The organism is Streptomyces sp. 142MFCol3.1, assembly GCF_000424945.1.
Lineage (GTDB): Bacteria > Actinomycetota > Actinomycetes > Streptomycetales > Streptomycetaceae > Streptomyces > Streptomyces siamensis.
Map to the genome: position 1 here is coordinate 112,217 of NZ_AUKV01000024.1, position 23,112 is coordinate 135,328.

Genomic DNA, 23,112 nt, shown 5'->3' on the forward strand with positions numbered 1-23,112 from the left:
TCCATCGGCCCGCCGTGCCCGGACCGACCGTCCGCCGTGCCCGGACCGCGCGCGGAGCCGATGAAACCCCTTGTGCGGAGCGGCTTCACCGCGTGCGTCGGCCTGTCCTTCCCCGTGTCGAATCGGTCGCGCCGTCGGTCCGTCGGTCCGTCGCGCCGTCGGTCCGCCGGGCCGTCAGTCCGGCGCGACCGTCCCGTCCGTCAGGCCGTCGTACATGCCGCGCACCAGCTGCTCGCCGAGCCGGCCCGCGCGCCGCAGCGCGTCCTCGAACTCGGCCAGCGCGCGGAAGCGTTCCCCGTAGCGGCGCTGCTCGTCGAGCGGCAGCCGGGGCAGCTGGAGACGGCGCACGTCCAGCCGGGTCGCGGTGGACGCGTAGCTGCTGGCCTGCCGGTTGTTGGCGGTGCCGCGCAGGAAGCCGGCCAGGAACCACGGATCGAGCGCGGCCGGATCGGGGCGCAGAAGCGTGAGATTGCGCCCCAGGGCGGCGCCCGCCGTGCGTTCGTCCACCACGCGCGCGACGGAGCCTCCGCCGAGCACGGGCACGACGACGTCCCCCGCCTCGACCAGCACTGCTTCCTCCTCGCCCTCCGGCAGCGTCCCGGACGGGTCGGTTCCGGCGAGCACGTCGTGGTCGGTGAGCACCGGTACGCGCGCGGGCGCACCGTTACCGCCCGTACGCAACACCAGCGCACCCCCGCGCGCGAGTTCACCGACGGTGATGAGGGGCCAGCGTGCGGGCTGGGCGCCCTGGGCCTTCGGGGGCGTCAGGTCGGCGGTGAGCCGCAGGGTCTCGCCGAGCCGTTCCCGCACGCCGGCCAGCTGCTCGGTGCCGCCGCCCGATGCGGCCGGCGGCAGATGGCGGGCCGGCGCCAGGTCGACGTCGTCGTCGAGGAGTTCGATGACGGGTACCGCACGGCTGAACCCCGGATCCTCCCGCACGCTGCCTGTGCGCTCGAAGGGCCGCCACGCGTCGAGCACCGCCGTCCGCACGGCCTGCCAGTCCAGGCCGGCGCGCCCGTCGACGGCCAGTGCGCCGGCGTCCACCAGCAGCAACTCGGGCTGCGCGGGCGCCTTCTCGGGACGGCGCAGCACCCACACGTGGAGCGGGATGTTGTACGGGGGCGCCGCACCGACCGGCAGGGCGATCACCGCGCGCAGCGCCCCGCGGCGCAGCAGGTCGGCGCGGATACGGCGGCCCGAGCGGCGGGAGGCCGCGGCCGGGGGCATCAGCAGCACCGCGCTGCCGCCGTCCTTGAGGTGGGCCAGCGCGTGCTGCACCCAGGCCAGCTCCGACTCCGTACGGGCCGGGAAGCCGTACTCCCAGCGGGCGTCGTAGGCGAGTTCGTCGTGCCCCCAGTTGCGTTCGTTGAACGGCGGGTGGCACAGGACGGCGTCGGCCCTGAGCGCGGGATGCGCGTCGGCGCGCAGGCTGTCCCCGGAGGCGGTGCGGACGGCGGCCTTGCCCTGGAGGGCGAGCCTCAGCGCGGACAGCGCCGCCAGTTCGGGCGCGCTGTCCTGCCCGTACAGCTCCTGGTCCGGCCTCGGCGCCACGGCCCGCAGGAGCGCGCCGGTGCCGCACGCGGGGTCGAACGCCGTACGCGCCGGTCCCGCGAGCTCCGCCATCAGCGAGGCGAGGTCGCCCGGAGTGAGCGTGTACTGGCGCGGGTTGGCGTCCAGGTGCCGTCCCAGCAGGAACTCGTACGTCTGCCGCGCGCCCAGCTCGGCGGCGAGGTCGGCGGCACCGCGCAGGAGCGGGGCCGAGGGCAGCAGTTCGGGACCGGTCGGGGTGTGCACGGCGCGGTCGCGGGGCGCTCCGAACCGGGGGGTGACGACCTGGTCGAGCGCGGCGGGCAGCAGTGCGGCGAGGCGCTCGTCGGATCCCGCGCTCAGCTCCAGCCAGTCGGTGGGCCGGTCGTGGATGAGCAGCAGGACGCAGCCGGCGTGCACGAGGGCGGTGACCGGGCCCTGCGGGTGTCCGGCGAGCTGCTGCCAGACGCGTTCGCGCAGCGGGACCTCGGCGAGCTTGCCCTGCTCGCGCAGCCACGCCTCGACCTCCGCGAGCGCGAAGGAGGGGCTGGTCTCGGTGCCGCCGACGGGCTTGGGGAAGTCGGCGTGGCGCCGCCGCCAGTTGCTGACGGCGGCGCGGCCGACCCCGGCGAGCCGCGCGATCCCGGCAGCGGTCACCTCTGTCGCGTTGTCCTGCACCCGCCGGCTCCCCTCGTTCTGGTCTGTCGCGCCCGGAGCCACGTGGCCCCTCGCCCTGTGCACCCCTGCGGCCCCGGCCTTCGCGGCCCTGGTCCGTGAAGCGTCCTCACCTGTGACGCCGAGCATACCGGCGTACGCAAGATCTACCCCTTCACAGTCGTGTACACAATCTTTCTTGTGAATCGTGTTGACTCGGTTCACACAGTCTGTTGTCATTGACCCATCGAACGGACGAGCCGCCGGAACGAACCGGCAACTCGTTTGTTCAGGAGATCTGTTCACAGCCAGGGGAGGGCACAGTCATGGGCATCAAGGCCAAGGTGGGTCTGGGGGCCGTGGTCGGCATCGTCGTCATCGGTGCCGTTTCGGCGAACGCCGGCAACAGCGACAACGACAACGAATCCAGCAACAAGAGCAAGGGCACCTCCGCCTCCGCCGACCGCGAGTCCGGCAAGAAGGCCGACAGCAGAACGAGCGACAAGACGAAGAAGGCCGGCAAGAAGACCGAGAAGAAGGCCGCCTTCGACGGCGACGGAGACTTCCAGGTCGGCTCCGACATCAAGCCCGGCACCTACCGCACCACCGGCAACGACGACGGCATGTGCTACTGGGAGCGCGCCAAGGACGCCTCGGGCGAAATGGACTCCCTCATCGCCAACGACAACGTCACCGGAACCAGCTACGTGACCATCAAGGCCGGCGACAAGCTCTTCAAGACCAGCAGCTGCAACGACTGGGAAGCCGTCGCAGCCAAGCCGTCCGGCTCACCCGCCACCCAGATCAAGGGCGACGGCGGCATGTTCCGGGTCGGCGCGGACATCGCCCCCGGCACCTACAAGTCCACCGGCAACGAGGACGACGGCTGCTACTGGGAGCGCGACAAGGACGCCACGCACTCCATGAACTCGATCGTGGCCAACAACAACGTCACCGGCACGGCCGTCGTCACCATCAGCGCCAACGACAGCTACTTCAAGACCACCGGCTGCGGAGACTGGAAGAAGACGGGCTGACACCAGCCGCCCGCCGCCGTCCTCGCCCTCCCCCCCACACCTCTTCACCACCTCACACCAAGGAACTCTCATGCGTCGCACCGCACTTGCCGCACTCTGCCTCGCCGCCGCGGCCACCGCGGGCCTCACCGGCTGCCTGCCCGGAGAGACGAAGGCGGACAGCAAGCCGAAGGGCCCCTTCGCCGGCCTCACCGGCGGCGAGATCGCCGACCGGGCCGTCAAGGCCACCACAGGCGCCACCTCGCTCCGCATGAAGGGCGACATCCCCGACGACGAGGACGGCGGCACGATCCGCGTCGACATGGCCCTCGACAAGAAGGGCCGGTGCGCCGGCACCATGAGCATGAACGGCCAGGGCAAGGCCGACCTCATCAAGACCGGCGACACCATCTACATGAAGTACGACGAGAAGTTCCTGCGCGCCCAGGGCGAGGGCCAGTCCAAGTCCGAGACCGACGGAGTGGTGGAACTGCTCGCCGACAAGTGGACCAAGATGGCCGCCACCGGCTCCGACGCCAAGGACATCGCCGGCTTCTGCGACCTCGACAGCGTCCTCGCCGGCGCGGAGGACGTGAACTCCGACGCCACCCGCGGCAAGACCACCACCGTCGACGGCACCCCGGCGGTCATCCTCCACGAGAAGGACGGCAAGGACCGCTACACCCTCTACGTCGCCACCGAGGGCAAGCCGTACCTGCTGCGCGTCGACAGCACCTCCGCAAAGGACCCGGGCACGGTCACCTTCAGCGACTACGACAAGCCCGTCCCCGCGCAGAAGCCCGCCGGCAGGATCCTCGACCTGGACAAGCTGTCCGGCTGATCCACCCCGGCCCCACGCCGTACGTCGAGCTCACAGGGTGTGCCGCACCCACACATTGGGCTCGACGTACACGGCGTATCCGCGCGCCGGTTCACAGTGCACCGGCGCCAGCGCGCCCGGCACCTCGACGAGGCCCGCCGAGTCGAAAGGCAGCCCCGTCCAGCCGCGCCACTCCTCCAGCGACGCCGCCACCGCCATCGACGCCGGCGCCACCGCCTCCACGACACCGCCCGCCCGGACATGGACACGCCGCCACGGATCGTGCGGCAGGCCGTCGGCCCGCTCCCGGAACGCGTACTGCTCCATCGGCGCACGCGGCTCCAGACGCTTGGCACTTGGACGCACGGGCGCGACGACCTCACCGAAGCCGTGCGCCCGGGCCCCGCATCGCGGAGAGCATCCGCGCCGACAGCCCGCCACCCTGCGCATGCGGGGCGACGACGATCGAGACGGCACTGACCGTGTCCGGCGGCGTACCGCGCCGCAGATCCGCGAACGCCCAGCACAACACCTCGTCCCAGCCCCGCGCGGGCAGCTCGCCCCGCCCCTCGTCCGCGAGAGCGAACGGCACGCTGTACGCGTGCGCCACCACACTCCCGCGCTCGTCCTCGGCGAACAGCACGTACTGCGGCAGCTCGGTGGCGATCCGCCCGTAGTGCGAGTTGCCCACCGGGTCGTGCAGCAGGAACCCCGGCCAGCTGTCGGCCATCCCCACCACCTGCCCGACCATCTCCGGACGTTCGGCAAGACTCGACACCTTCAGTTCCACGCCCGTCACCGTAGGCTTCGGTCCAACACAGCGAAACGCACTTCACGCCCGGTATCGGGTTTCCTCGGGGGAGTGGGGTGTCCCCGGGGGTGAGGTGTTCACCGGAGGCGACGGGGGTGTCCCGCGGGGCGCGGCCGGCAGATGCGGACCGGCGCCCGGGACGCCGTCAGTTCGCGTGGAAGCGTGCCGGTGCGCTCGTCGGGTTGCCGCCCGAGGGAAGTTTCTGACCGGGGCAGCCGGAGAGGACCTTCTTCATCGCCGCCTTCTCGGCACTCGTCACCCACAGCTCGTACTTCTTCTTCACCGCGACCTGCGCGGCGACATACGTACAGCGGTACGCCTTGTTGGGCGGCAGCCAGGTCGCGGTGTCACCGTCGCCCTTGCTGCGGTTGGCGCTCGCGCCCACGGCACGCAGATTCAGCGGGTCGTTGGCCAGCGCGATCCGCTTGCTCGCGTCCCAGTACTTGGCGCCCTTCTGCCAGGCGTCCGAGAGCGCGACCAAGTGATCTATGTCGACCAGGCTGCGACCGCGGGCGAACTTCACGTCCTGGCCGCCGTACGGGTCGGGGGTGAGGAGCCCGGACGACACCTTGCACACGCCGTCGCCGAACTTCACGTCCTCCAGATCCCGCTTGAGGATATCGTCCCGGGTGTCGCACCGATTGGAGTCCGTGTCGGCCCAGGCGGTGCCGAACCGCTCCCGGCTGTATCCCGTCTTGGGTGCTCGGCCCTTGACGATCAGCGAGTCCACGGCGGTCAGAGCCGCACCACCGGCCGCCGTCCCCTTCGCTCCCGGCGAGTCCTCGGTCCCCGTGCGGCAGCCGGCGACACCGGTCCCCACGGCGAACATCATCAGTGCGGCCGCGACCGCCCCACCCCTCAGACGCACCACGACACCCCTCCCCGAGCTCCCCGGATCCACCCCTGACGGGCGCCTTTTCCCAGTGCCCACCGTAGCCGCCGGCACTCCTCCCCCATACCTGAACCCAACGGGCAATCGGCGCACGCCGGGCGTATCGTCGGTGGTGAGTCACCTCGGGAAGGAGCTCTGGATGGGCATCTTCGACAGGTTCAGGGGCCACGGACGGGACAGGGCCAAGGAAACGTCCGACATGGCGGAGAAGAAGGTCAACGAGAAGACGGGCGACAAGTACACGGACCAGGTCGACGACGCGCAGCAGAGGATCGAAGGCGCGGCAGGCCTGAAGCGTGACCGCCCCGACCAGCCGTAACGCCCACGCCGAGGACGCGAGAAGCCCAGCGCCGGCCGGATCGACTGAACCCCCGCAACCCGAGCCGTCCGCCGAGACCGACACCATGAGGTCGGCGGGCGGCTTTCGGTGCGGGAGGGGCCGCCCGGCGGCCTTTTCGCTGCCCATCGGGGCCCTCCCCTCCCTCCCCTCCCCCCTGTGCTGCTGAGTGCCTGCCGGGCGTGCCCGCTGGTCACACCTTGCCGATGCCCAGGGTCGTCTCCGACGGGAGTAGGCCCGAGCCGAGTGCCGCGACCCAGAACTCGCCGAGCAGGTCGGCGAGATGGGCGGCGCCGTCCGGGCCGAGCGCGCGCCAGGGCGCGGCGGCGAGTTCGTCGGTGTGCTGTTCTACCTGGCGGCGCAGTTCGCGGCCGGCGGGGGTGGCGGTGCCGTCCTCGTCCACCAGGCCCCGGGTGGTGAGGCGTTCGCGGGCCGCGGTCCATTCCTCCTGGCTCCAGCCGCGGCTTTCGAAGCGTTCTACGGAGGCCGCGCCTATCGCCGCGAAGGAGACGAGGGCTTCGACGGGATCGAGTTGGGCGACGAGGAGTGCCGCGAGGTGGCCGTCGCCCCGGTGTTCGCGCAGGATCGTCGCCGCGTGCCAAAGCTGGAGGTGGGGGGCCTCGGGCCAGGCCGACTCGGCGTTGGCCGCGGCGAGTGGGCGGCCGGCGGTGTTCGCGGCTTCCGCGGCACGGCGGGCGAGTGCGGCGGCCTCGGCGAGTTCGGGGGAGGTGATGCGGTCTCCGAATATCGCGCGGTAGGCGCGGTCGACGGCGCGCTCGCGGGCGCTCAGAACCTGCTGCGGTCTCGCGGTCCGCCAGGCGGACTTCATGTGTTCGGCGACCATGCGTGGGCTGAAGCTGTAGAAGGCGGAGGTGACACGTTCGCTGCCGACGGCGCCCAGCGGTGCGGCGCGGTAGGGGAAGTAGCTCGGCCAGCGTTCCTCGGTGTCGTAGCCGAGGGCTGCGGCTTCCTCGAAGGTCTGCGGTGCGTAGTAGAAGACGGCGTGGAGGGGTTCGAGGAGGTGCCAGAGCCGGCGCACCGCTCCGAGCTCGAGGTCGGTGCCGGCGCCCGCCCGGGCAGTCCCTTCGGTCTTGCTGGTTCCGCTGGTCGTGCTGACGCTCTTCGACATGACTCGTCCCCTCGGCACGGTCCGGCTCGATGCGTAACTTGACATTGACTAGATTGGCGGAGGAGGGGGAACTTGTCAATGCCTAGATTCCGCGTAGGCTTTTGAGCATGGCCGAGACCAGTAAGAGCACCGGGCCCAGCAGGACCGCCGGCACCGCCGAGGCCACGGGGGCCTCCGGGAACACCGGGAACACCGGGCCCCAACGCCCGTACCATCACGGCGATCTGCGGCGCGCGATCCTGCGGGCGGCGCTCGACGCCATCGCCGCCGACGGCCCGTCCTCGCTGAGCCTGCGCGACCTGGCCCGCAGGGCGGGTGTCTCGCATGCGGCCCCGGCCCACCACTTCAAGGACCGCACGGGCCTGCTGACGGCGATCGCCGCGGAGGGATACGAGCTGCTCGCGGCCGCGCTCGCCGACGCCGACGACCTGCGGGACGCGGGCGTCCGCTACGTGCGCTTCGCGCGGGAGCACCCGGCCTACTTCCAGGTCATGTTCTCCCCTGAGCCGTTGCGGGCGAACGACCTGGAGCTGACGACGGCCAGGACCCTGGCGGGCGAGCGACTGCGCAGTGCCGTCTTGGCCGTGCCGCAGGAGGGCCGGGGCCCCGACAGCCGGCTCGCCGGGGTCGCGGCCTGGTCACTGGCCCACGGCTTCGCCACGCTGCTCCTCAGTCACAACCTGGACGGGCCGGTGGGCGAGCAGGACCCCGACGAGGTGTTCCGCGCGCTCACCAGGATGCTGTTCCAGTCACGGCCGGGCGAGGACGGGCCGGCTTCACCGCAGCGGCCCCGGCCCTAGGAGCCCCCGGCCCAGGCGCGCCGAGCGTGCGCCCACGGGCCCGGGCACGCCCGCCGAGACCCCGGCGCCGCCACAGGGGCGCCTGCCGAGCCACCTCCGAGCCGGCGCGCCGCGGGCGTCACGGCCGCAGGCGCGCCGGACCGGCGGGCCCGCGCGGCCGTGAGGCCCGCGGCCCGTGGGCCACCGGGTCCGTACGCTCCCGCGACCCCTACGACCCGAGGACCGACGCCAGGAACTCGCCTGTCCACCCGAGGAGTTCGCGTCCGACCAGAGGCTTGCCGCCGACCTTCGCGGTCTTGGGGCGGGGCACCAGGATCTGGTGGACGGCCGGCTTGATGACCGTCCCGGGGTAGAGCCGCTTCAGCCGCAGTTCCTGCGACTCGCGCAACTCCACCGGGGCGAAACGGATGTTGTTGCCCTGCAGGACGATCTCGCCGACCTCGCACGCCCGCGCGAGCATGCGCAGGCCGGCCACGAGGAGCAGGTTCTCGACGGGTTCGGGCAGCTTGCCGTAGCGGTCGACGAGTTCCTCGCGGACGGCCTTGACGTCCTCCTCCGAGTTGGCGGAGGCGATGGAGCGGTACGCCTGGAGGCGCAGCCGCTCGCCGGGCGCGTAGTCGTGGGGGACGTGCGCGTCGACGGGGAGCTCGATCTTGACCTCCAGGGGCGGCTCCTCCTCGACACCGCCTTCCAGGGAGGCCCGGTAGTCGGCGACGGCCTCGCCGACCATGCGGACGTACAGGTCGAAGCCGACGCCTGCGATGTGGCCGGACTGCTCGCCGCCGAGGAGGTTGCCCGCGCCGCGGATCTCCAGGTCCTTCATCGCCACATACATGCCGGCGCCCATCTCGGTGTGCTGGGCGATGGTGGCGAGGCGCTCGTGGGCGGTCTCGGTGAGCGGCTTCTCCGGCGGGTACAGGAAGTAGGCGTAGCCGCGTTCCCTGCCGCGGCCGACGCGGCCGCGCAGCTGGTGCAGCTGGGAGAGGCCGAAGTTGTCGCCGCGCTCCACGATGAGCGTGTTGGCGTTCGAGATGTCGATGCCGGACTCGACGATCGTCGTGGAGACGAGCACGTCGTACTTCTTCTCCCAGAAGTCGACGACGACCTGTTCCAGGGTCTGTTCGGACATCTGGCCGTGGGCCGTCGCGATGCGCGCCTCGGGGACGATCTCGCGCAGCCGGGCGGCGGCGCGGTCGATCGACTCGACGCGGTTGTGGATGTAGAAGACCTGGCCCTCGCGCAGCAGTTCGCGGCGGACGGCGGCACCGATCTGCTTCTCCTCGTAGGGGCCGACGAAGGTGAGGACGGGGTGGCGTTCCTCGGGCGGGGTGGTGATCGTGGACATCTCGCGGATACCGGTGACCGCCATCTCCAGCGTCCTGGGGATGGGGGTCGCGGACATGGTCAGTACGTCCACGTTCGCGCGGAGCTTCTTGAGCTGTTCCTTGTGCTCGACGCCGAAGCGCTGCTCCTCGTCGACCACGACGAGGCCGAGGTCCTTGAACTTGGTCTCCGAGGAGAACAGCCGGTGGGTGCCGATGACGACGTCGACGGAGCCCTCACGCAGGCCTTCGAGGACGGCCTTGGCCTCCGAGTCGGTCTGGAAGCGGCTGAGCGCCCGCACGTTGACGGGGAACTGCGAGTAGCGCTCGGAGAACGTGCCGAAGTGCTGCTGCACCAGGAGCGTGGTGGGCACGAGGACTGCGACCTGCTTGCCGTCCTGGACCGCCTTGAAGGCGGCGCGCACGGCGATCTCCGTTTTGCCGTAGCCGACGTCGCCGCAGACCAGGCGGTCCATGGGGACCGTCTTCTCCATGTCGTCCTTGACCTCGGCGATCGTGGTCAGCTGGTCGGGGGTCTCCGCGTACGGGAAGGCGTCCTCCAGTTCGCGCTGCCACGGGGTGTCGGTGCCGAAGGCGTGTCCCGGGGCCGCCATACGGGCGCTGTAGAGCTTGATGAGGTCGGCGGCGATCTCCTTGACGGCCTTCTTGGCGCGGGCCTTGGTCTTGGTCCAGTCGGCACCGCCCAGGCGGTGCAGGGTGGGTGCTTCGCCGCCGACGTACTTGGTGATCTGTTCGAGCTGGTCGGTGGGGATGTAGAGGCGGTCGCCGGGCTGGCCGCGCTTGGCGGGGGCGTACTCGACGACGAGGTACTCGCGGGTGGCGCCCTGGACGGTGCGCTGCACCATCTCGATGTAGCGGCCGACGCCGTGCTGTTCGTGGACGATGTAGTCGCCGGCTTCGAGGGTGAGCGGGTCGATGGTCTTGCGGCGGCGGGCGGGCATGCGCGCGCCGTCCTTGCCGGCCGCCTTCTGTCCGGAGAGGTCGGTCTCCGTGAGGACGGCGAGTCTGAGCACGGGGTCGACGAAGCCGTGGTCGATGGAGCCGCAGGAGACGTGGACCAGGGACGGACTGATGTCGGTCAGCTCGGTGTCGAGGCGGGCGGCGATGCCTTCGCCGCCGAGGACCTCGACGGTGCGGGCGGCGGGGCCGTGGGCCTCGGTGACGAACACGGTGCGCCAGCCGTCGGCGAGCCAGCCCTTGGTGTCGGCGAGGGCGCGGGCGGTGTCGCCGCGGTAGGTCTCGGGGGCGTGCATGCCCAGCTTGAGGGTGTCCGCGTCGAGTTCCTCGTCGGCGGCGAACGGGGACACCGACCACCACATCATGTCCAGTTCGCGGGCGCGGTCCCGTACGTCGGCGATGGACCACAGGGATGCGGCGCCGACGTCGATGGGGGCTTCGCCGCCGCCGGCCGTCGCCGCCCAGGACGCCTGGAGGAACTCCTGGGACGTGGCCACGAGGTCTGCGGCCCGGGTCCGGACGCGCTCCGGGTCGCAGACGACGGCCATGGAGCCCTTGGGCAGGACGTCGAGGAGGAGCTCCATGTCGTCGACGAGGACGGGGGCGAGGGATTCCATGCCCTCCACGGCGATGCCCTCGGCGATCTTGCCGAGGAGTTCGGCGAGCTCGGGGTGGGCCTCGGCGAGGGCCGCGGCCCGCTGCCGTACGTCGTCGGTGAGGAGCAGTTCGCGGCAGGGCGGCGCCCACAGGCCGTGCTCGGCGACTTCGAGGGACCGCTGGTCGGCGACCTTGAAGTAGCGGATCTCCTCGACGTCGTCGCCCCAGAACTCCACGCGCAGCGGGTGTTCCTCGGTGGGCGGGAAGACGTCGAGGATGCCGCCGCGGACGGCGAACTCGCCGCGCTTCTCGACGAGCTCGACCCGGGAGTACGCGGCTGCCGCGAGCGCCTCGACTACGTCGCCGAGGTCTGCGGTCGAGCCGGTGCGCAGGGCGACGGGCTCGAGGTCGCCGAGGCCCTTGACCTGGGGCTGGAGCACGGAGCGCACGGGGGCGACGACGACGGAGACGGGGCCGGTGTCGGGGTCGCCGGTGCGCGGGTGGGCCAGGCGGCGCAGGACGGCGAGGCGGCGGCCCACGGTGTCGCTGCGCGGGGAGAGGCGCTCGTGCGGGAGGGTCTCCCACGACGGGTACTCGACGACTGTCTCGGACGGCAGGAGGGAGCGCAGGGCGGCGGCGAGGTCCTCGGCCTCCCGGCCCGTCGCGGTCACCGCCATGACGGGGCGGGCGGCCTCGCGGGCGAGGGCCGCGATCGCGAAGGGGCGGGCAGCGGGCGGGCCGACCAGGTCGACGTGCATGCGGTTGCCGTCGGTGGCGGCCTTCACCGCTTCTGCGAGGGCGGTGTCCTTGACGACGGCGTCGAGCAGACCGTGCAGGCTCATGAAGGGCTTCCATCCCAGGGTGGGCAACGCGAAGGACCCGACACGTGGGACGGGCCGGGGGTCTCCAGCGTACGTCGCCGGGCTGGGCTGTGCCGGGGCTGTGGACAACGGCCCCGGCAGCGGCCCGGCCCCGCCTGGGCTGCGGGGTCTGCCGCAGCGCCGGCCGCGCTGTTGACGCCGGTCCCGTGGTGGTCCGGCCGGGCTGTGGACAACGGGTCCGGCAGTGGCCGGTCCGTCTGTCGACGACGCCGGCCTCCGGGTCCCGAACGGGGGCCTTCCCGGGCAGCTCGGTGGGCTTCGGCGTGGCCGGTGCCTGGGCCGGTCCAGCGCCCGTGCTGGGCCCGTCCTCGCGCCGGGCCGGATGGTTCTCGCCCCCTCCGCCCCTTCCCGTCCCGTACCCGGGCGCTCCGCCCCCGGACCCCCGGATCGGCCTGGACGGCCTCGTCCTCAAACGCCGGACGGGCTGAGATTCCCCGTTCGCCCCCTGGACCATCGGATCAGCTGAGACTCCCCGCACGACCCCGTGACCAGCGGACCAGCGGACCAGCGGACCAGCGGACCAGCGGACCAGCGGACCAGCCGAAGCTCCCCGCGCGGCCCGGGGCCACCGGGCCACCGGGCCGGTCAAATCTCCCCGGACGGGAAAGGGCCGAGCCCGGTCCGGAGAGTGGTGTTCTCCGGGCCGGGCTCGGCCTCATCCCCCGTGACCCCCGTGCACGGTGGCTGTCGGGTCAGTCGGTGGCGATCGCGTTCAGGACGTTCATCCGGCCCGCGCGGAACGCCGGGATCAGCGCGGCGAACAGGCCCACGAACGCGGAGCCGATGAAGACCCCGATGATGGTCGGCCAGGGGATGTCGAGGACGTTCAGGCCTTCGAGGGCGAGGAGCTTCTGGGCGGTGGCGCCCCAGCCCATGCCCAGGCCCAGGCCCAGGAGTGCGCCGAAGAGGGCGATGACCACGGACTCCAGGCGGATCATGCGGCGCAGCTGGCGGCGGGAGAGGCCGATGGCCCGCATGAGGCCGATCTCCCGGGTGCGCTCCACCACGGACAGGGCGAGGGTGTTCACCACGCCGAGGACGGCGACGATGATCGCGAGGGCCAGCAGGCCGTAGACCATGTTGAGGAGCTGGCCGACCTGGTCCTTCAGTTCCTGCTTGAAGTCCGTCTGGTCGCGCACCTGGTACTGCGGGTACGGCTCCATGGCCTTCTTCAGGGCCGCGTACGCCTCCTTCTCCTGGCCGTCCTTGGCCTTGGCGAACATGATCTCGTTCGGCGGGACGCGGTCCGCGGGGAGGTACTTCTTCATGGTCGCGATGCTGGTGTAGCGGGCGCCCTGGTCGATGGACGTGTCGTCGTCCGTGATGGCGACGACCTTGAGCTTCGCGGTGGAGCCGTGGTCGAAGGCGACGGTGAGGGTGTCCCCGACCTTGACGTGGTGCTCGGTGGCGTAGTCGGAGCCGACGGACAGGGCGTCCTTGCCGTAGGCGGCCCTCAGCTCGCCGGCGGTGGTCTCGCGGCGCAGGTCGTCCGCGTAGGACGGGTCGGCGGCGGTGATGCCGCTGTCGTCGGTCTTGCCGTCCGGGGAGGTCAGCGTGGCCTTGACGTCCTTGTAGCGGGTGACGTGGGCGAGGCCGGGTGTCGTCTCCATGGCCTTCTCGGCCTGCGGGACGATCCGCTGGTTGCCCTGGACGATGAAGTCCGCGCCGACCGACTTGTCGAGCTCGCTGGTCGCCGAGGCCACCATGGAGGAGCCGACGACGGAGAGGCAGGCGACGAGGGCCAGGCCGATCATCAGGGCGGCGCCGGTGGCGCCGGTGCGGCGCGGGTTGCGCAGTGCGTTGCGCTCGGCCATGCGTCCGACCGGTCCGAAGGCGCGCAGCAGGACCGCGCTGATCACCCGGACCACTGCGCCGGCCAGCAGCGGGCCGACGATGACGAACCCGATGAGGGTGAGGACCACGCCGGCGCCCAGGACGAGGGAACCGTCGCTCGCCTTGTCCGCGGTGGCCGCCGCGTAGAGGGCGGCGGCTCCGGCGCCGGTGAGGATCAGGCCGATCAGGCCGCGTACGAGGCCTGCCTTGCCGTCGGCGGGGGTGCCGGCGTCGCGCAGCGCGGCCATCGGGGAGACCTTGCCGGCGCGGCGGGCGGGGAGGTAGGCGGCGAGGACGGTGACGACGATGCCGAGGAGGAGGCCGACGACCGGGGTGGTCGCCTTGACGGTGAGGTCGCGGGTGGACAGTTCCATGCCCATCGACGACATGATCTTCATGAGGCCGACCGCGAGACCGACGCCCGCGCCGACGCCGAGGATCGAGCCGAACACGCCGAGCAGGGTCGCCTCGACGAGGACGGAGCGGTTGACCTGCTTGCGGGACGAGCCGATCGCCCGCATCAGGCCGATCTCGCGGGTGCGCTGGGCGACCAGCATCGAGAAGGTGTTGATGATCAGGAAGATGCCGACGAGGAAGGCGATTCCGGCGAAGCCGAGCATGGCGTACTTGATGACGTCCATGAAGGAGCCGACGTCGCTGCGGTTCTCGTCCGCGGTCTCCTTCTGCGTCTGCACCTTGTAGGTGCCGGCGCCGAGCGTCGCGGTCACGTTCTGCTTGAGGCGCGCGTCGGTGACGCCCGCCGCGGCGGTGACGTTGATGTTGGTGAACCGGCCGGTGGAGCCGAGCAGTTCACGCTGCGCGGTGGCGGTGTCGAAGTAGACGACGGCGGCACCGGGGTTGGTCACCTTGAAGGAGGCGATGCCGACGATCTTCGCCCTGAAGTCGCCGGTGACGGCGATGGTGCGCAGTTCGTCGCCCCTCTTCAGGTGGTGCTTGTCGGCGGTGTCGGCGTCGACCATCACCTCGGTCGGTCCGCGCGGGGCACGCCCCTCGGTGATCTCCATCGAACGGAGGTCGTTGCGGGTCCAGTTGCCCGCGATCGTCGGGGCGCCGTTGCTGGAGCCCATGTTCTTGTTGTCGCTGTCGACGACGGTGACGTTCATCGAACTGACGGCGCCCTCGGCGGACTTGACGCCGTCCGCCTTCTTCGTCTGCGCGAGCACGGAGGCCGGCATCGAGTCGGGCTTGCCGTTCTGCGGGGTGTCGTCGGACTTGGCGTCCTTCGGCGACACCGTGACGTCGGAGGAGGTGGCCGCGAACAGCTTGTCGAACGTCGTGTTCATCGTGTCCGTGAACACGAGCGTGCCGCAGACGAAGGCCACCGACAGCAGGACCGCCACGGCGGACAGCGCCATGCGTCCCTTGTGCGCGAAGAAGTTGCGCATCGAGGTCTTCAGGACGGTCATGACGTGCGCCCCCGGGCGTCGAAGTCCTTCATGCGGTCCAGGACCTGGTCGGCGGTCGGCTGGTGCATCTCGTCGACGATGCGGCCGTCGGCGAGGTAGAGCACCCGGTCCGCGTACGAGGCGGCCACCGGGTCGTGCGTGACCATCACGATGGTCTGGCCGAGCTCGTCGACCGAGCGGCGCAGGAAGCCCAGTACCTCGGCGCCGGCCCGCGAGTCGAGGTTTCCGGTCGGCTCGTCACCGAAGATGATCTCGGGCCGGGCGGCCAGTGCGCGGGCCACCGCGACGCGCTGCTGCTGGCCGCCGGAGAGCTGGTTGGGGCGGTGCTTGAGGCGGCCGGCGAGCCCGACGGTCTCCACGACCTGGGCCAGCCAGGCCTTGTCGGGCTTGCGGCCCGCGATGTCCATCGGCAGCGTGATGTTCTCCAGCGCGCTCAGCGTGGGCAGCAGGTTGAACGCCTGGAAGATGAAGCCGATGCGGTCGCGGCGCAACTGGGTGAGCTTCTTGTCCTTCAGGCCGGTGATCTCGGTCTCGTCGAGGTGGATCTGGCCGGAGGTGACGGTGTCGAGTCCGGCGAGGCAGTGCATCAGCGTGGACTTGCCGGACCCGGAGGGGCCCATGATGGCGGTGAACTGACCGCGTGCGATGTCCACGTCGATGTGGTCGAGGGCGACGACGCGGGTCTCTCCGGACCCGTACGCCTTCACGACCTGCCGAGCCCGCGCGGCAACGGCCGTACGCCCTCCAGTGCCCCCGTGCCTGGGAATGGTCACAGCCGATGTCACGGTATGTCTCCTATGTCGGTTGGCAGTGGTGTCTGCCGGATCTGAGTCCCGGACGAAGTGCGTCCGGCTACGTCGGTAAGTCTGGCGGCGGCGGGGGCCCCGGCGCTCTGGTGCCCGGCCCAGTCTTCTGCTGGGGAAAACCCCACCCCCGTGGGTGCGGTCCGTACGACCGGACGCGCTCCCCAGCGGCGTAAAGCCAGGTTAAGGACGCATCCCCGCCCCTCTCGTCCTCCGCCGGTACGAACCCTCCCCGACCCCTGGTACGGAGGTACCCCTAGGGGCTCTCCACCCTTCGGTGGACTGTTTCTCGGGGTCGGATCCACCCTCGGGCCCAGTCAGCGTCCACCCTCCCGCGACGTGAGGGGCAAGTGGGAAGCTGTCCGGGGCGGATGGATGCAGGGGGAAAGGAATCCGGGTGGGCCAGGGAGAGACGCAGATACCGGCCGCACGGCCCGCGGACACGCCGGCCGGCGCACCGGGAAACGGAACGGGCGGGCGCCGCGCCGTGGTCGCCGCCCTGATGCTGGCGATGGCGCTGGCCGCGCTCGACTCCACCATCATCTCCACGGCGGTCCCGCAGATCGTCGCCGACCTCGGCGGCTTCTCCGTGTTCTCCTGGCTGTTCTCCGGCTACCTGCTCGCCGTGACGGTCACGCTGCCCGTCTACGGCAAGCTCTCCGACACCTTCGGCCGCAAGCCCGTCCTGGTCGCGGGCTCCGTCCTCTTCCTGGCGGGCTCCCTGCTGTGCGCCACCGCCTGGAACATGGGCGCGCTCATCGCCTTCCGCATCGTGCAGGGCCTGGGCGGCGGGGCTCTCCAGGGCACCGTGCAGACGCTCGCGGCCGACCTCTACCCGCTCCAGGAACGCCCCAGGATCCAGGCGAAGCTGTCCACCGTGTGGGCGACCTCGGCGGTCGCCGGGCCCGCGCTGGGCGGAGTCCTCGCGGCCTACGCCGACTGGCGGTGGATCTTCCTCGTCAACCTGCCGATCGGCGCACTCGCCCTGTGGCTGATCGTCCGTCACCTGCACGAGCCCGTACGCGAGCGGGACACCGCGCGGCGTCCCCGCATCGACTGGGCGGGCGCCCTCGCCGTCTTCGCCTGCGGCGGCGTCCTGCTCACCGCGCTGGTGCAGGGCGGCGTCGCCTGGGACTGGCTGTCCGCGCCCTCCCTGGCGCTGTTCAGCGCCGGTCTCGCCCTGATCGCCGTCGTCGTCGCCGTCGAGCGGCGCGCCGCCGAACCGATCATCCCGGGCTGGGTGTGGCGCCGGCGCACCATCGCCGCGGTGAACCTGGCCCTCGGCGCGCTGGGCCTGCTCATGGTCGCGCCCACCGTCTTCCTGCCCACCTACGCGCAGGCCGTCCTCGGGCTCGCCCCGATCGCCGCCGGCTTCGTGCTCTCGGTGTGGACGCTGAGCTGGCCGGTGTCCGCGGCGCTCAGCCAGCACGTCTACCGGCGCATCGGGTTCCGCAACACCGCGATGCTCGGCATCGGCACGGCGACCCTCCTGCTGCTCGCCTTCCCCTTCCTGCCCTGTCCGGGCGAGCCGTGGCAGCCCGCGCTCCTCATGCTGCTCCTCGGCGGCGCCCTGGGCCTGTTCCAGCTGCCGCTGATCATCGGCGTCCAGTCGACCGTCGGCTGGGCCGAACGCGGCACGACGACCGCCTCCGTCCTCTTCTGCCGGCAGACCGGACAGACCGTGGGCGCCGCCCTGTTCGGCGCCGTCGCCAACGGGGTGCTCGCCACGCGGCTCGGCGGCGCGGGCGACCTCGACTCGGTGACCCGCGCGCTGGACTCGGGCGCGCCCGCCCAACAGCTGCGGCACGCGGTCGCCGACGCCGTGCACGCCGTCTACCTGGGCGCGGCCTGCGCCGCCGCCCTCGCCTTCCTGGTCCTGCTGTTCGTCGCGCCGCGCCGCTTCCCGGTGCTGAAGACCCCCGCGGAGTGAGGACCGCCGCGATCCGCCGCGATCCGCCCGCACGGAGCGGCCGGTGCAGGCGGGCCGCGATCCGCCCGCGCGAAGGCCGGTGCACGCGGGCCCCGATCCGCCCGCGCGGACGGCCGGTCCACGCGACGCGGCGACCTGCGCACACACCATCGGCACGGCGCGGGCGACTTGGCTCCCCGGCCGGGCCGGGCCACACCCGCTCCCACCAGCGACAACATGAGCATCACCGGTGCCCTCGTGCACCCCGAGTCCATACACTCACACCCCTGTGAACGCGGGTAACACCCCAGGTCACCGAAGTAAGCGGATACCGACCGCTCAGTTTGGTGAAAGGGCAGCGCATCCGGGATACCTGCGAGTAGCGTGCCCTGCTCACCCCCCAGCTCCCTGCGGTCCCCACCGGACCCGAGCCACGCAAGGAGAAACGGGATGCCAGACGCGTTCTCGTCCCCCGAGTACCAGCCGCCTCACCCACGGCCGTTCCCCACACCGGCCGAGCCCCCGTACCAGCCCCGCCACCAACGGCCCCGGTCCGCCCGGCCGCCCACCGCCCAGCCACCGTCCCCGCAGCAGCCGCAGCAGCCGCAGTACCCGCTGCACGCACCGCACCCGAACAGCTTCTCCCCCACCCACTTCACCTATCCCTGGCAGCCGCCGCCGGCCCAGCACGCGCCCGAACCCCGGCGCATGCCGCGCCGTCAGGCTCTGGGCCACCACAGCGACATCAGACTGCTGCGCGGCGCCTACCGCTGGCAGCGGCGCGTGGCGACCCTGACCGCGCTCGGCTACTTCGTCCTCTTCCTCACCCTGTCCGCGTTCGCCCCGTCCCTGATGACCAACACGGTCTCCGGCGGACTGTCCACCGGACTGCTGCTCGGGCTGCTCCAGGTTCCCGTCACCTGCCTGGCCATCGGACTGTACGAGTACACGGCCCGCCGGACCGTCGACCCGATCGCCGACCGGATCCGCAAGCAGACCGAACTGGACGCGCGGCGGGAGGCGGCGCGATGAGCGGCTTCAGCAGTTCCGCACAGGCCATGTCGCTCGTCGCGTTCACCTCGGTGGCCACCGTCACGCTCCTGCTGTGCGTGATGACCGGACCCGACCGCGACGACCTCGACGAGTTCTACACCGGATACGGGTCGATGTCGCCGATGCGCAACGGGCTCGCCATCGCCGGTGACTACATCTCCGCCGCCACCGTCCTCGGCACCAGTGGCGTCATCGCGCTCACCGGCTACGACGGTGTCGTCCTCGCCCTGAGCACCGCGCTCTCCCTGATGCTGCTGATGTTCCTGCTGGCCGAACCGCTGCGCAACGCGGGCCGGTTCACCATGGGCGACGCGCTCGCGCGCCGCATGCCCGGCCGCGCGGTCCGCATGACCGCGTGCGCGGTGACCCTGATCGCGCTGCTCCCCCTGATGCTGGTCCAGCTCGCCGGCGCCGGCGACCTGCTCGCCTTCATCCTCGGCTTCTCCAACGACTCCCTGAAGACCGGCTGCGTCATCGGACTCGGCGCGCTGATGATCAGCTACGCGGCGATCGGCGGAATGAAGGGCACGGCCCTCATTCAGATCATGAAGATCGTGATGCTGCTCGGATCGGGCGCCGTGGTCGCCGCCCTCATCCTGCACCGCTTCGACTGGAGCCCCGGAGCCCTGCTGGCCGCGGCCGGCCACCACAGCGGCGTCGGCTCCGCGTTCCTGCGCTCCGGCCTGGAGTTCGCGGGCGGTGCCAGCCCCCGCCTGGACATGATCACCTCGGAACTGACCGTCGTCCTCGGCGGAGCCTGCCTGCCCCACGTCACCATGCGGATGTACACCGCGAACAGCGCCCGGCAGGTCCGCCGCTCGATGTCCTGGGCCGTGCCATGCGTCGCCCTGTTCGTCGTCGTCATCAGCGTCATCGGCTTCGGTGCCACCGCACTCGTCGGCCGCAAGGTGATCGCCGCCGCCGACCCGCAGGGCAACACGGCCTATCTCCTCGGCTCCCGCGCCGCGTTCGGCCCCGACGTGTCGACGGCGGAGACCCTCCTGTTCACCACGGTCACCGCGGCGATCTTCCTGACCCTGCTCGCCTCCGTCGCCGGGATGATCCTGGCCTGCGCCAACTCGCTCGCCCACGACGTGTTCGCACGCGGCGGGTTCTTCCGCACCCGCCGCCACGACGACGAGATGGCACCGCGTCACGAGATGCTCCTGGCCCGCCTGTCCGCCCTCGCGGTCGGCGCGGGGGCCATCCTGCTCGCCACGCTCGTGCAGCACCACAGCCTGCAACCCCTGATCACGCTGTCGTTCTGCCTCGGCGCCTCCGCGATCGCGCCCGCCCTGGTCTACAGCCTGTTCTGGCGCCGCTACACCCGAGCGGGCCTGCTGGCCACCCTCATCGGCGGCACCCTCACCGTCCTCGTCCTCATGCCGGGCACCAACCTCGTCTCCGGCTCCCCCGCCTCCGCGTTCCCCGACGTCGACTTCAACTGGTTCCCGTTCACCACGACGGGCATCGTCTCCATCCCTCTGGGCTTCGCCTACGGCTGGCTCGGCACGGTGGTCTCCGGCCGGAAGAAGTCCGACGAACAGCGCCGGCAGTACGAAGCGGTGGAGGGCTGGATCCTGGCAGGAGCGGTACGCAGGCGAACCTGACACCGCCCCGCCCGCACGCCACCGGGGACCTCGCCCGACACCGACGGGCGAGCCCCGCCGGTGAACCACCCGCGACAGGCGGACGAACCCGCCGAACGGGCAACGGACGCCCGCCCAGAGGCGAACGGCCAGGACACCCGCCCGAGACGGCGCCGACAAGAAGACGCGGCCGAGGCGGGTGGCCGGCGGTGAACGCGGCCGAGACGACCGGCCGGACAACCCGGCCGAGACGGGTGGGCGGGTGGGCGGGAAACCCCGCCGCGGAGCGGCGAGGAATCCCCGCGGAGCACGGAAGCACCACCCCGCGGAGCGAGCGACCCCAGTGGACAGCGGCCCCCTCGGGGGCTACTCCGCCGGGGCCCGTCCCGTCAGAGTCGTCAGGCTCGTCTGCACCTGGTCCATCTGCGCCCGCACGTCGTCCCACCGCTCCCGGTGCTCCCGCAGCACCCGCTCGGTCTCCCGGGCGACCTGCTCCTCACTCACCCGCGCCTCGGCGAGCACCTTTGCGGCACGCCCCGCGGCGTCCTCCTGCCGACGCCGAGCGCACTCCTCGGCCTCGGCGAACTCCCGCACCGCCTCGGACAGCGCGGCCTCGGCGCGCACGACGAGTTCGACGTGCCGCGCGTCGAGCGCGGCCTCCTGCTCGACGGCCTCCCTTTCGAACTCGGCCCAGCGCTCGGCGTGCACCTTCTCCTGCTCGGCGAGCAGTTCCTGCGTGCGCTGCCGCACCTCGCGCAGCGCGGCCAGCGCCTCGCCGCGGCTCTCCTTGATGCCGCGCCGCGTGGAGATCCGCACCTCGTCGGCCTCGGTACGGGCGGCGAGGAGCCGCTCCCGGGCGTACTCCTCGGCCGCAGCGCGCACCTCGTCGGCGTACGCCTGCGCGGCCTCGCGCACCTGACGGCCCGCCGCCTCCGCGTCGCCGACGAGCTGCCGGGCCTCGCCGCGCGCGTTCTCCAGCACGGTCCCGGCTTCCTCCGTGCCGAGTTCGAAGATCCGGCGCGCGCCCTCCCCGAGCGTCTCGTACGTCTGCGGGGCGAGCCCTGCCACGGTCTGCCGCAGCCGTTCGGCCTCCGCGTCCATCTCCTTGGCCAGCACGGTCAGCCGGGCGGCACGTTCCCAGGCGGTGTCGCGGTCACGGGAGAGGACCGCTGCGTAGGCGTCGACCTGGTCGGGACGGTAACCACGCCCCCGTACGGCCTTGAAGCCGTGCGGCGACCCCGATGCGCTGCTCATCCATGGACCCCTTCTCCGCCCGGAGCACCCGGGACGACGGCCCCTGGATGCAGATTTCGCGCAAATCATTGATTTTGCGGACATCTTGATGGATCGCACGGAAGTGTTCATAACGCGACACTCCGCCCACCCATTCGGTCGGAGACGAGCTCTACGAGGTCAAAAACAGAAGCTCTGCTGTCATCGGGCGCCCCACGCAAGCCCTGTTCGGCCGGGAACGACGAAGGCGCCCGACCCGTCGAACGGGTCGGACGCCTCGATCACGCGGGGCGGGCGCGTACGCGCCCGTACCCCCGACGGACTACAACAGGCCGTCCCACATCTGCTCCAGCAGGACCGACCACCAGCTCTCCGGCGAACCGAGGGCCGCCGGGTCGAGGGAGGCGAGCTGAGCCTGGAAGTCCACGGTCCAGCGGCCCGCCTGCTCCTGGTTGAGGCCGAAGCGCAGCCGCCACATGCGGCCGAGCAGGGCGAGGCAGCGCGCGAACTCGGGCAGTCCGCTGTTCACGAACTGCGGGGGCACGGGAGCGCCACCCGGTCCGGCCTCCACCGGCACCGCGACGATGTTCGCCGTGCCGTACTGGACACAGATCGCCTTGCCGAAGTCGCTGCCCATGACGAGGTACGAGCCCGCGTCCGCGGCCGGCTGCACCCCGCGCTCCTGCGCCAGCTCGGCGAGCGTGGGCACCGGGCGGCCCGGCTGGGCCTGCGCCCAGAAGAACGGGCCCATGTCGACCGGGAGTCCGGCCACGACGAGGGTGTGCGCGACGATGTTCGGCACGCCCTGCCGCGACACGGCGCCCTGGTCGAACCGGAACACGCCCGGCCCGAACGCCGCCGCCAGCTCCTGCCCGATCGCCTCCGGCGGGACCGGCGGCGCGGGCTGCACCGGCGGGATCGGCGCCCGCACCGGAGCCGGGCGGGCGGGACCGTCCGCGACCTGGTGCAACTCACCCTGGTGCGCGAGGAGTTGGTGCATGCCCTGTTGCCGGCTCGCGTGATCGGTGCCGTACGGCGCGATGCTCGTGATCCGCGCCTGCGGCCAGCTCTCCCGGATCATCCGCGCGCAGTACGCGCCCGGCAGCTCGCACGACTCCAACTCCGTGTGCAGTTCGAGCACTTGCTGCGGCGGCACGTTCATCGCGCGCAGCTCGTGCAGGATCTGCCACTCCGGGTGCGGCGTACCCGGCGCGGAGCGCCTGATCAGCTGCTGCTCGGAACCGTCCTGGGCGCGGTAGCGCAGCACGGCCTGGTAGCCGGGGCCGACGGTCGGCTGCCCCGCCTGGGGGTAGCCGTACGCCGGAGGCTGCTGGCCGGGCAGGGGCTGCGGGGCACCCGGGGGCACGCCGGGGGCATGTGGCGGCTGCGGCGCACCGGGACCACCGACGGAAGGACCCGCGAGCATCGTCGCCGCATGATGCACACCACCCGGAGGCGTACCACCCGGCGCCTGCGGCGCACCAGGAACACCCGGCTGCCC

General features: G+C 71.8%; 15 protein-coding genes and 1 pseudogene. 7 read left to right on the forward strand and 9 right to left on the reverse strand.

Going from position 1 to position 23,112, the window contains the following annotated elements; genetic code table 11:
* Positions 1 to 174: 174 nt before the first annotated feature.
* A complete protein-coding gene (locus H305_RS0131165) occupies positions 175 to 2,205 on the reverse strand; it encodes an N-6 DNA methylase (protein WP_028803905.1) in 2,031 nt (676 codons plus the stop codon).
* A 302-nt stretch (positions 2,206 to 2,507) separates the two neighbouring features.
* Here H305_RS0131165 and H305_RS0131170 point away from each other — a divergent pair, with 302 nt between their 5' ends.
* Both H305_RS0131170 and H305_RS0131175 read left to right on the forward strand, forming a co-directional pair.
* A complete protein-coding gene (locus H305_RS0131170) occupies positions 2,508 to 3,218 on the forward strand; it encodes a hypothetical protein (RefSeq protein ID WP_028803906.1) in 711 nt (236 codons plus the stop codon).
* A gap of 70 nt (positions 3,219 to 3,288) precedes the next feature.
* Positions 3,289 to 4,038: a hypothetical protein gene (locus H305_RS0131175; protein ID WP_028803907.1), complete on the forward strand. Its 750-nt coding sequence runs from the start codon at positions 3,289 to 3,291 to the stop codon at positions 4,036 to 4,038.
* Positions 4,039 to 4,068: 30 nt separating this feature from the next.
* Here the strand turns inward: H305_RS0131175 and H305_RS47530 are convergent.
* Together H305_RS47530 and H305_RS0131185 are read right to left on the reverse strand one after the other, a co-directional pair.
* Positions 4,069 to 4,807: pseudogene (locus H305_RS47530) on the reverse strand (N-acetyltransferase).
* Between the two features lie 166 nt (positions 4,808 to 4,973).
* Positions 4,974 to 5,699: an HNH endonuclease family protein gene (locus tag H305_RS0131185; RefSeq protein WP_028803908.1), complete on the reverse strand. Its 726-nt coding sequence runs from the start codon at positions 5,697 to 5,699 to the stop codon at positions 4,974 to 4,976.
* Positions 5,700 to 5,859: 160 nt separating this feature from the next.
* Between H305_RS0131185 and H305_RS0131190 the strand changes: the two genes are divergently transcribed.
* Positions 5,860 to 6,039, forward strand: coding sequence for an Rv0909 family putative TA system antitoxin (locus H305_RS0131190; protein ID WP_028803909.1), 180 nt, complete (start codon positions 5,860 to 5,862; stop codon positions 6,037 to 6,039).
* 211 nt (positions 6,040 to 6,250) lie between these two features.
* On the opposite strand, the gene H305_RS0131195 is transcribed toward H305_RS0131190, so the two are convergent.
* On the reverse strand, positions 6,251 to 7,186 hold the full coding sequence (locus H305_RS0131195) for an SCO6745 family protein (protein WP_028803910.1): 936 nt from the start codon (positions 7,184 to 7,186) through the stop codon (positions 6,251 to 6,253).
* Between the two features lie 107 nt (positions 7,187 to 7,293).
* Between H305_RS0131195 and H305_RS47535 the strand changes: the two genes are divergently transcribed.
* The gene (locus H305_RS47535) at positions 7,294 to 7,986 is read left to right on the forward strand and encodes a TetR/AcrR family transcriptional regulator (RefSeq protein ID WP_078629336.1); all 693 of its coding nucleotides are present in this window, start codon (positions 7,294 to 7,296) and stop codon (positions 7,984 to 7,986) included.
* A gap of 208 nt (positions 7,987 to 8,194) precedes the next feature.
* Here the strand turns inward: H305_RS47535 and mfd are convergent, their stop codons facing one another.
* The 3 genes from mfd to H305_RS0131215 all read right to left on the reverse strand — a co-directional run bounded on the left by mfd (position 8,195) and on the right by H305_RS0131215 (position 15,809).
* Positions 8,195 to 11,725, reverse strand: a complete 3,531-nt coding sequence (gene mfd, locus H305_RS0131205) for a transcription-repair coupling factor (RefSeq protein WP_028803911.1) — start codon at positions 11,723 to 11,725, stop codon at positions 8,195 to 8,197.
* A gap of 731 nt (positions 11,726 to 12,456) precedes the next feature.
* Positions 12,457 to 15,024, reverse strand: coding sequence for an ABC transporter permease (locus H305_RS0131210; RefSeq protein ID WP_028803912.1), 2,568 nt, complete (start codon positions 15,022 to 15,024; stop codon positions 12,457 to 12,459).
* A complete protein-coding gene (locus H305_RS0131215; protein WP_028803913.1) occupies positions 15,021 to 15,809 on the reverse strand; it encodes an ABC transporter ATP-binding protein in 789 nt (262 codons plus the stop codon). The genes H305_RS0131210 and H305_RS0131215 overlap by 4 nt, the downstream gene beginning before the upstream one ends.
* Before the next feature lie 436 nt (positions 15,810 to 16,245).
* Between H305_RS0131215 and H305_RS0131220 the strand changes: the two genes are divergently transcribed.
* From H305_RS0131220 to H305_RS0131230, 3 genes are all read left to right on the forward strand, one after another.
* A complete protein-coding gene (locus H305_RS0131220) occupies positions 16,246 to 17,757 on the forward strand; it encodes an MFS transporter (protein WP_037765938.1) in 1,512 nt (503 codons plus the stop codon).
* Between the two features lie 429 nt (positions 17,758 to 18,186).
* Positions 18,187 to 18,768 carry a DUF485 domain-containing protein gene (locus H305_RS0131225; protein WP_078629337.1) on the forward strand — a complete coding sequence of 194 codons (582 nt, stop codon included), beginning with the start codon at positions 18,187 to 18,189 and terminating at the stop codon, positions 18,766 to 18,768.
* Complete coding sequence (locus tag H305_RS0131230) at positions 18,765 to 20,399, forward strand: cation acetate symporter (protein ID WP_028803916.1); 1,635 nt, start codon at positions 18,765 to 18,767, stop codon at positions 20,397 to 20,399. Before H305_RS0131225 ends, H305_RS0131230 begins: the two co-directional genes overlap by 4 nt.
* 345 nt (positions 20,400 to 20,744) lie before the next feature.
* Here H305_RS0131230 and H305_RS0131235 read toward each other — a convergent pair whose 3' ends face one another.
* Complete coding sequence (locus H305_RS0131235) at positions 20,745 to 21,632, reverse strand: cellulose-binding protein (RefSeq protein ID WP_028803917.1); 888 nt, start codon at positions 21,630 to 21,632, stop codon at positions 20,745 to 20,747.
* 301 nt (positions 21,633 to 21,933) lie between these two features.
* Positions 21,934 to 23,112: SUKH-4 family immunity protein (locus H305_RS0131240; RefSeq protein WP_199791476.1), on the reverse strand; the 1,179-nt coding region annotated here is incomplete at its 5' end.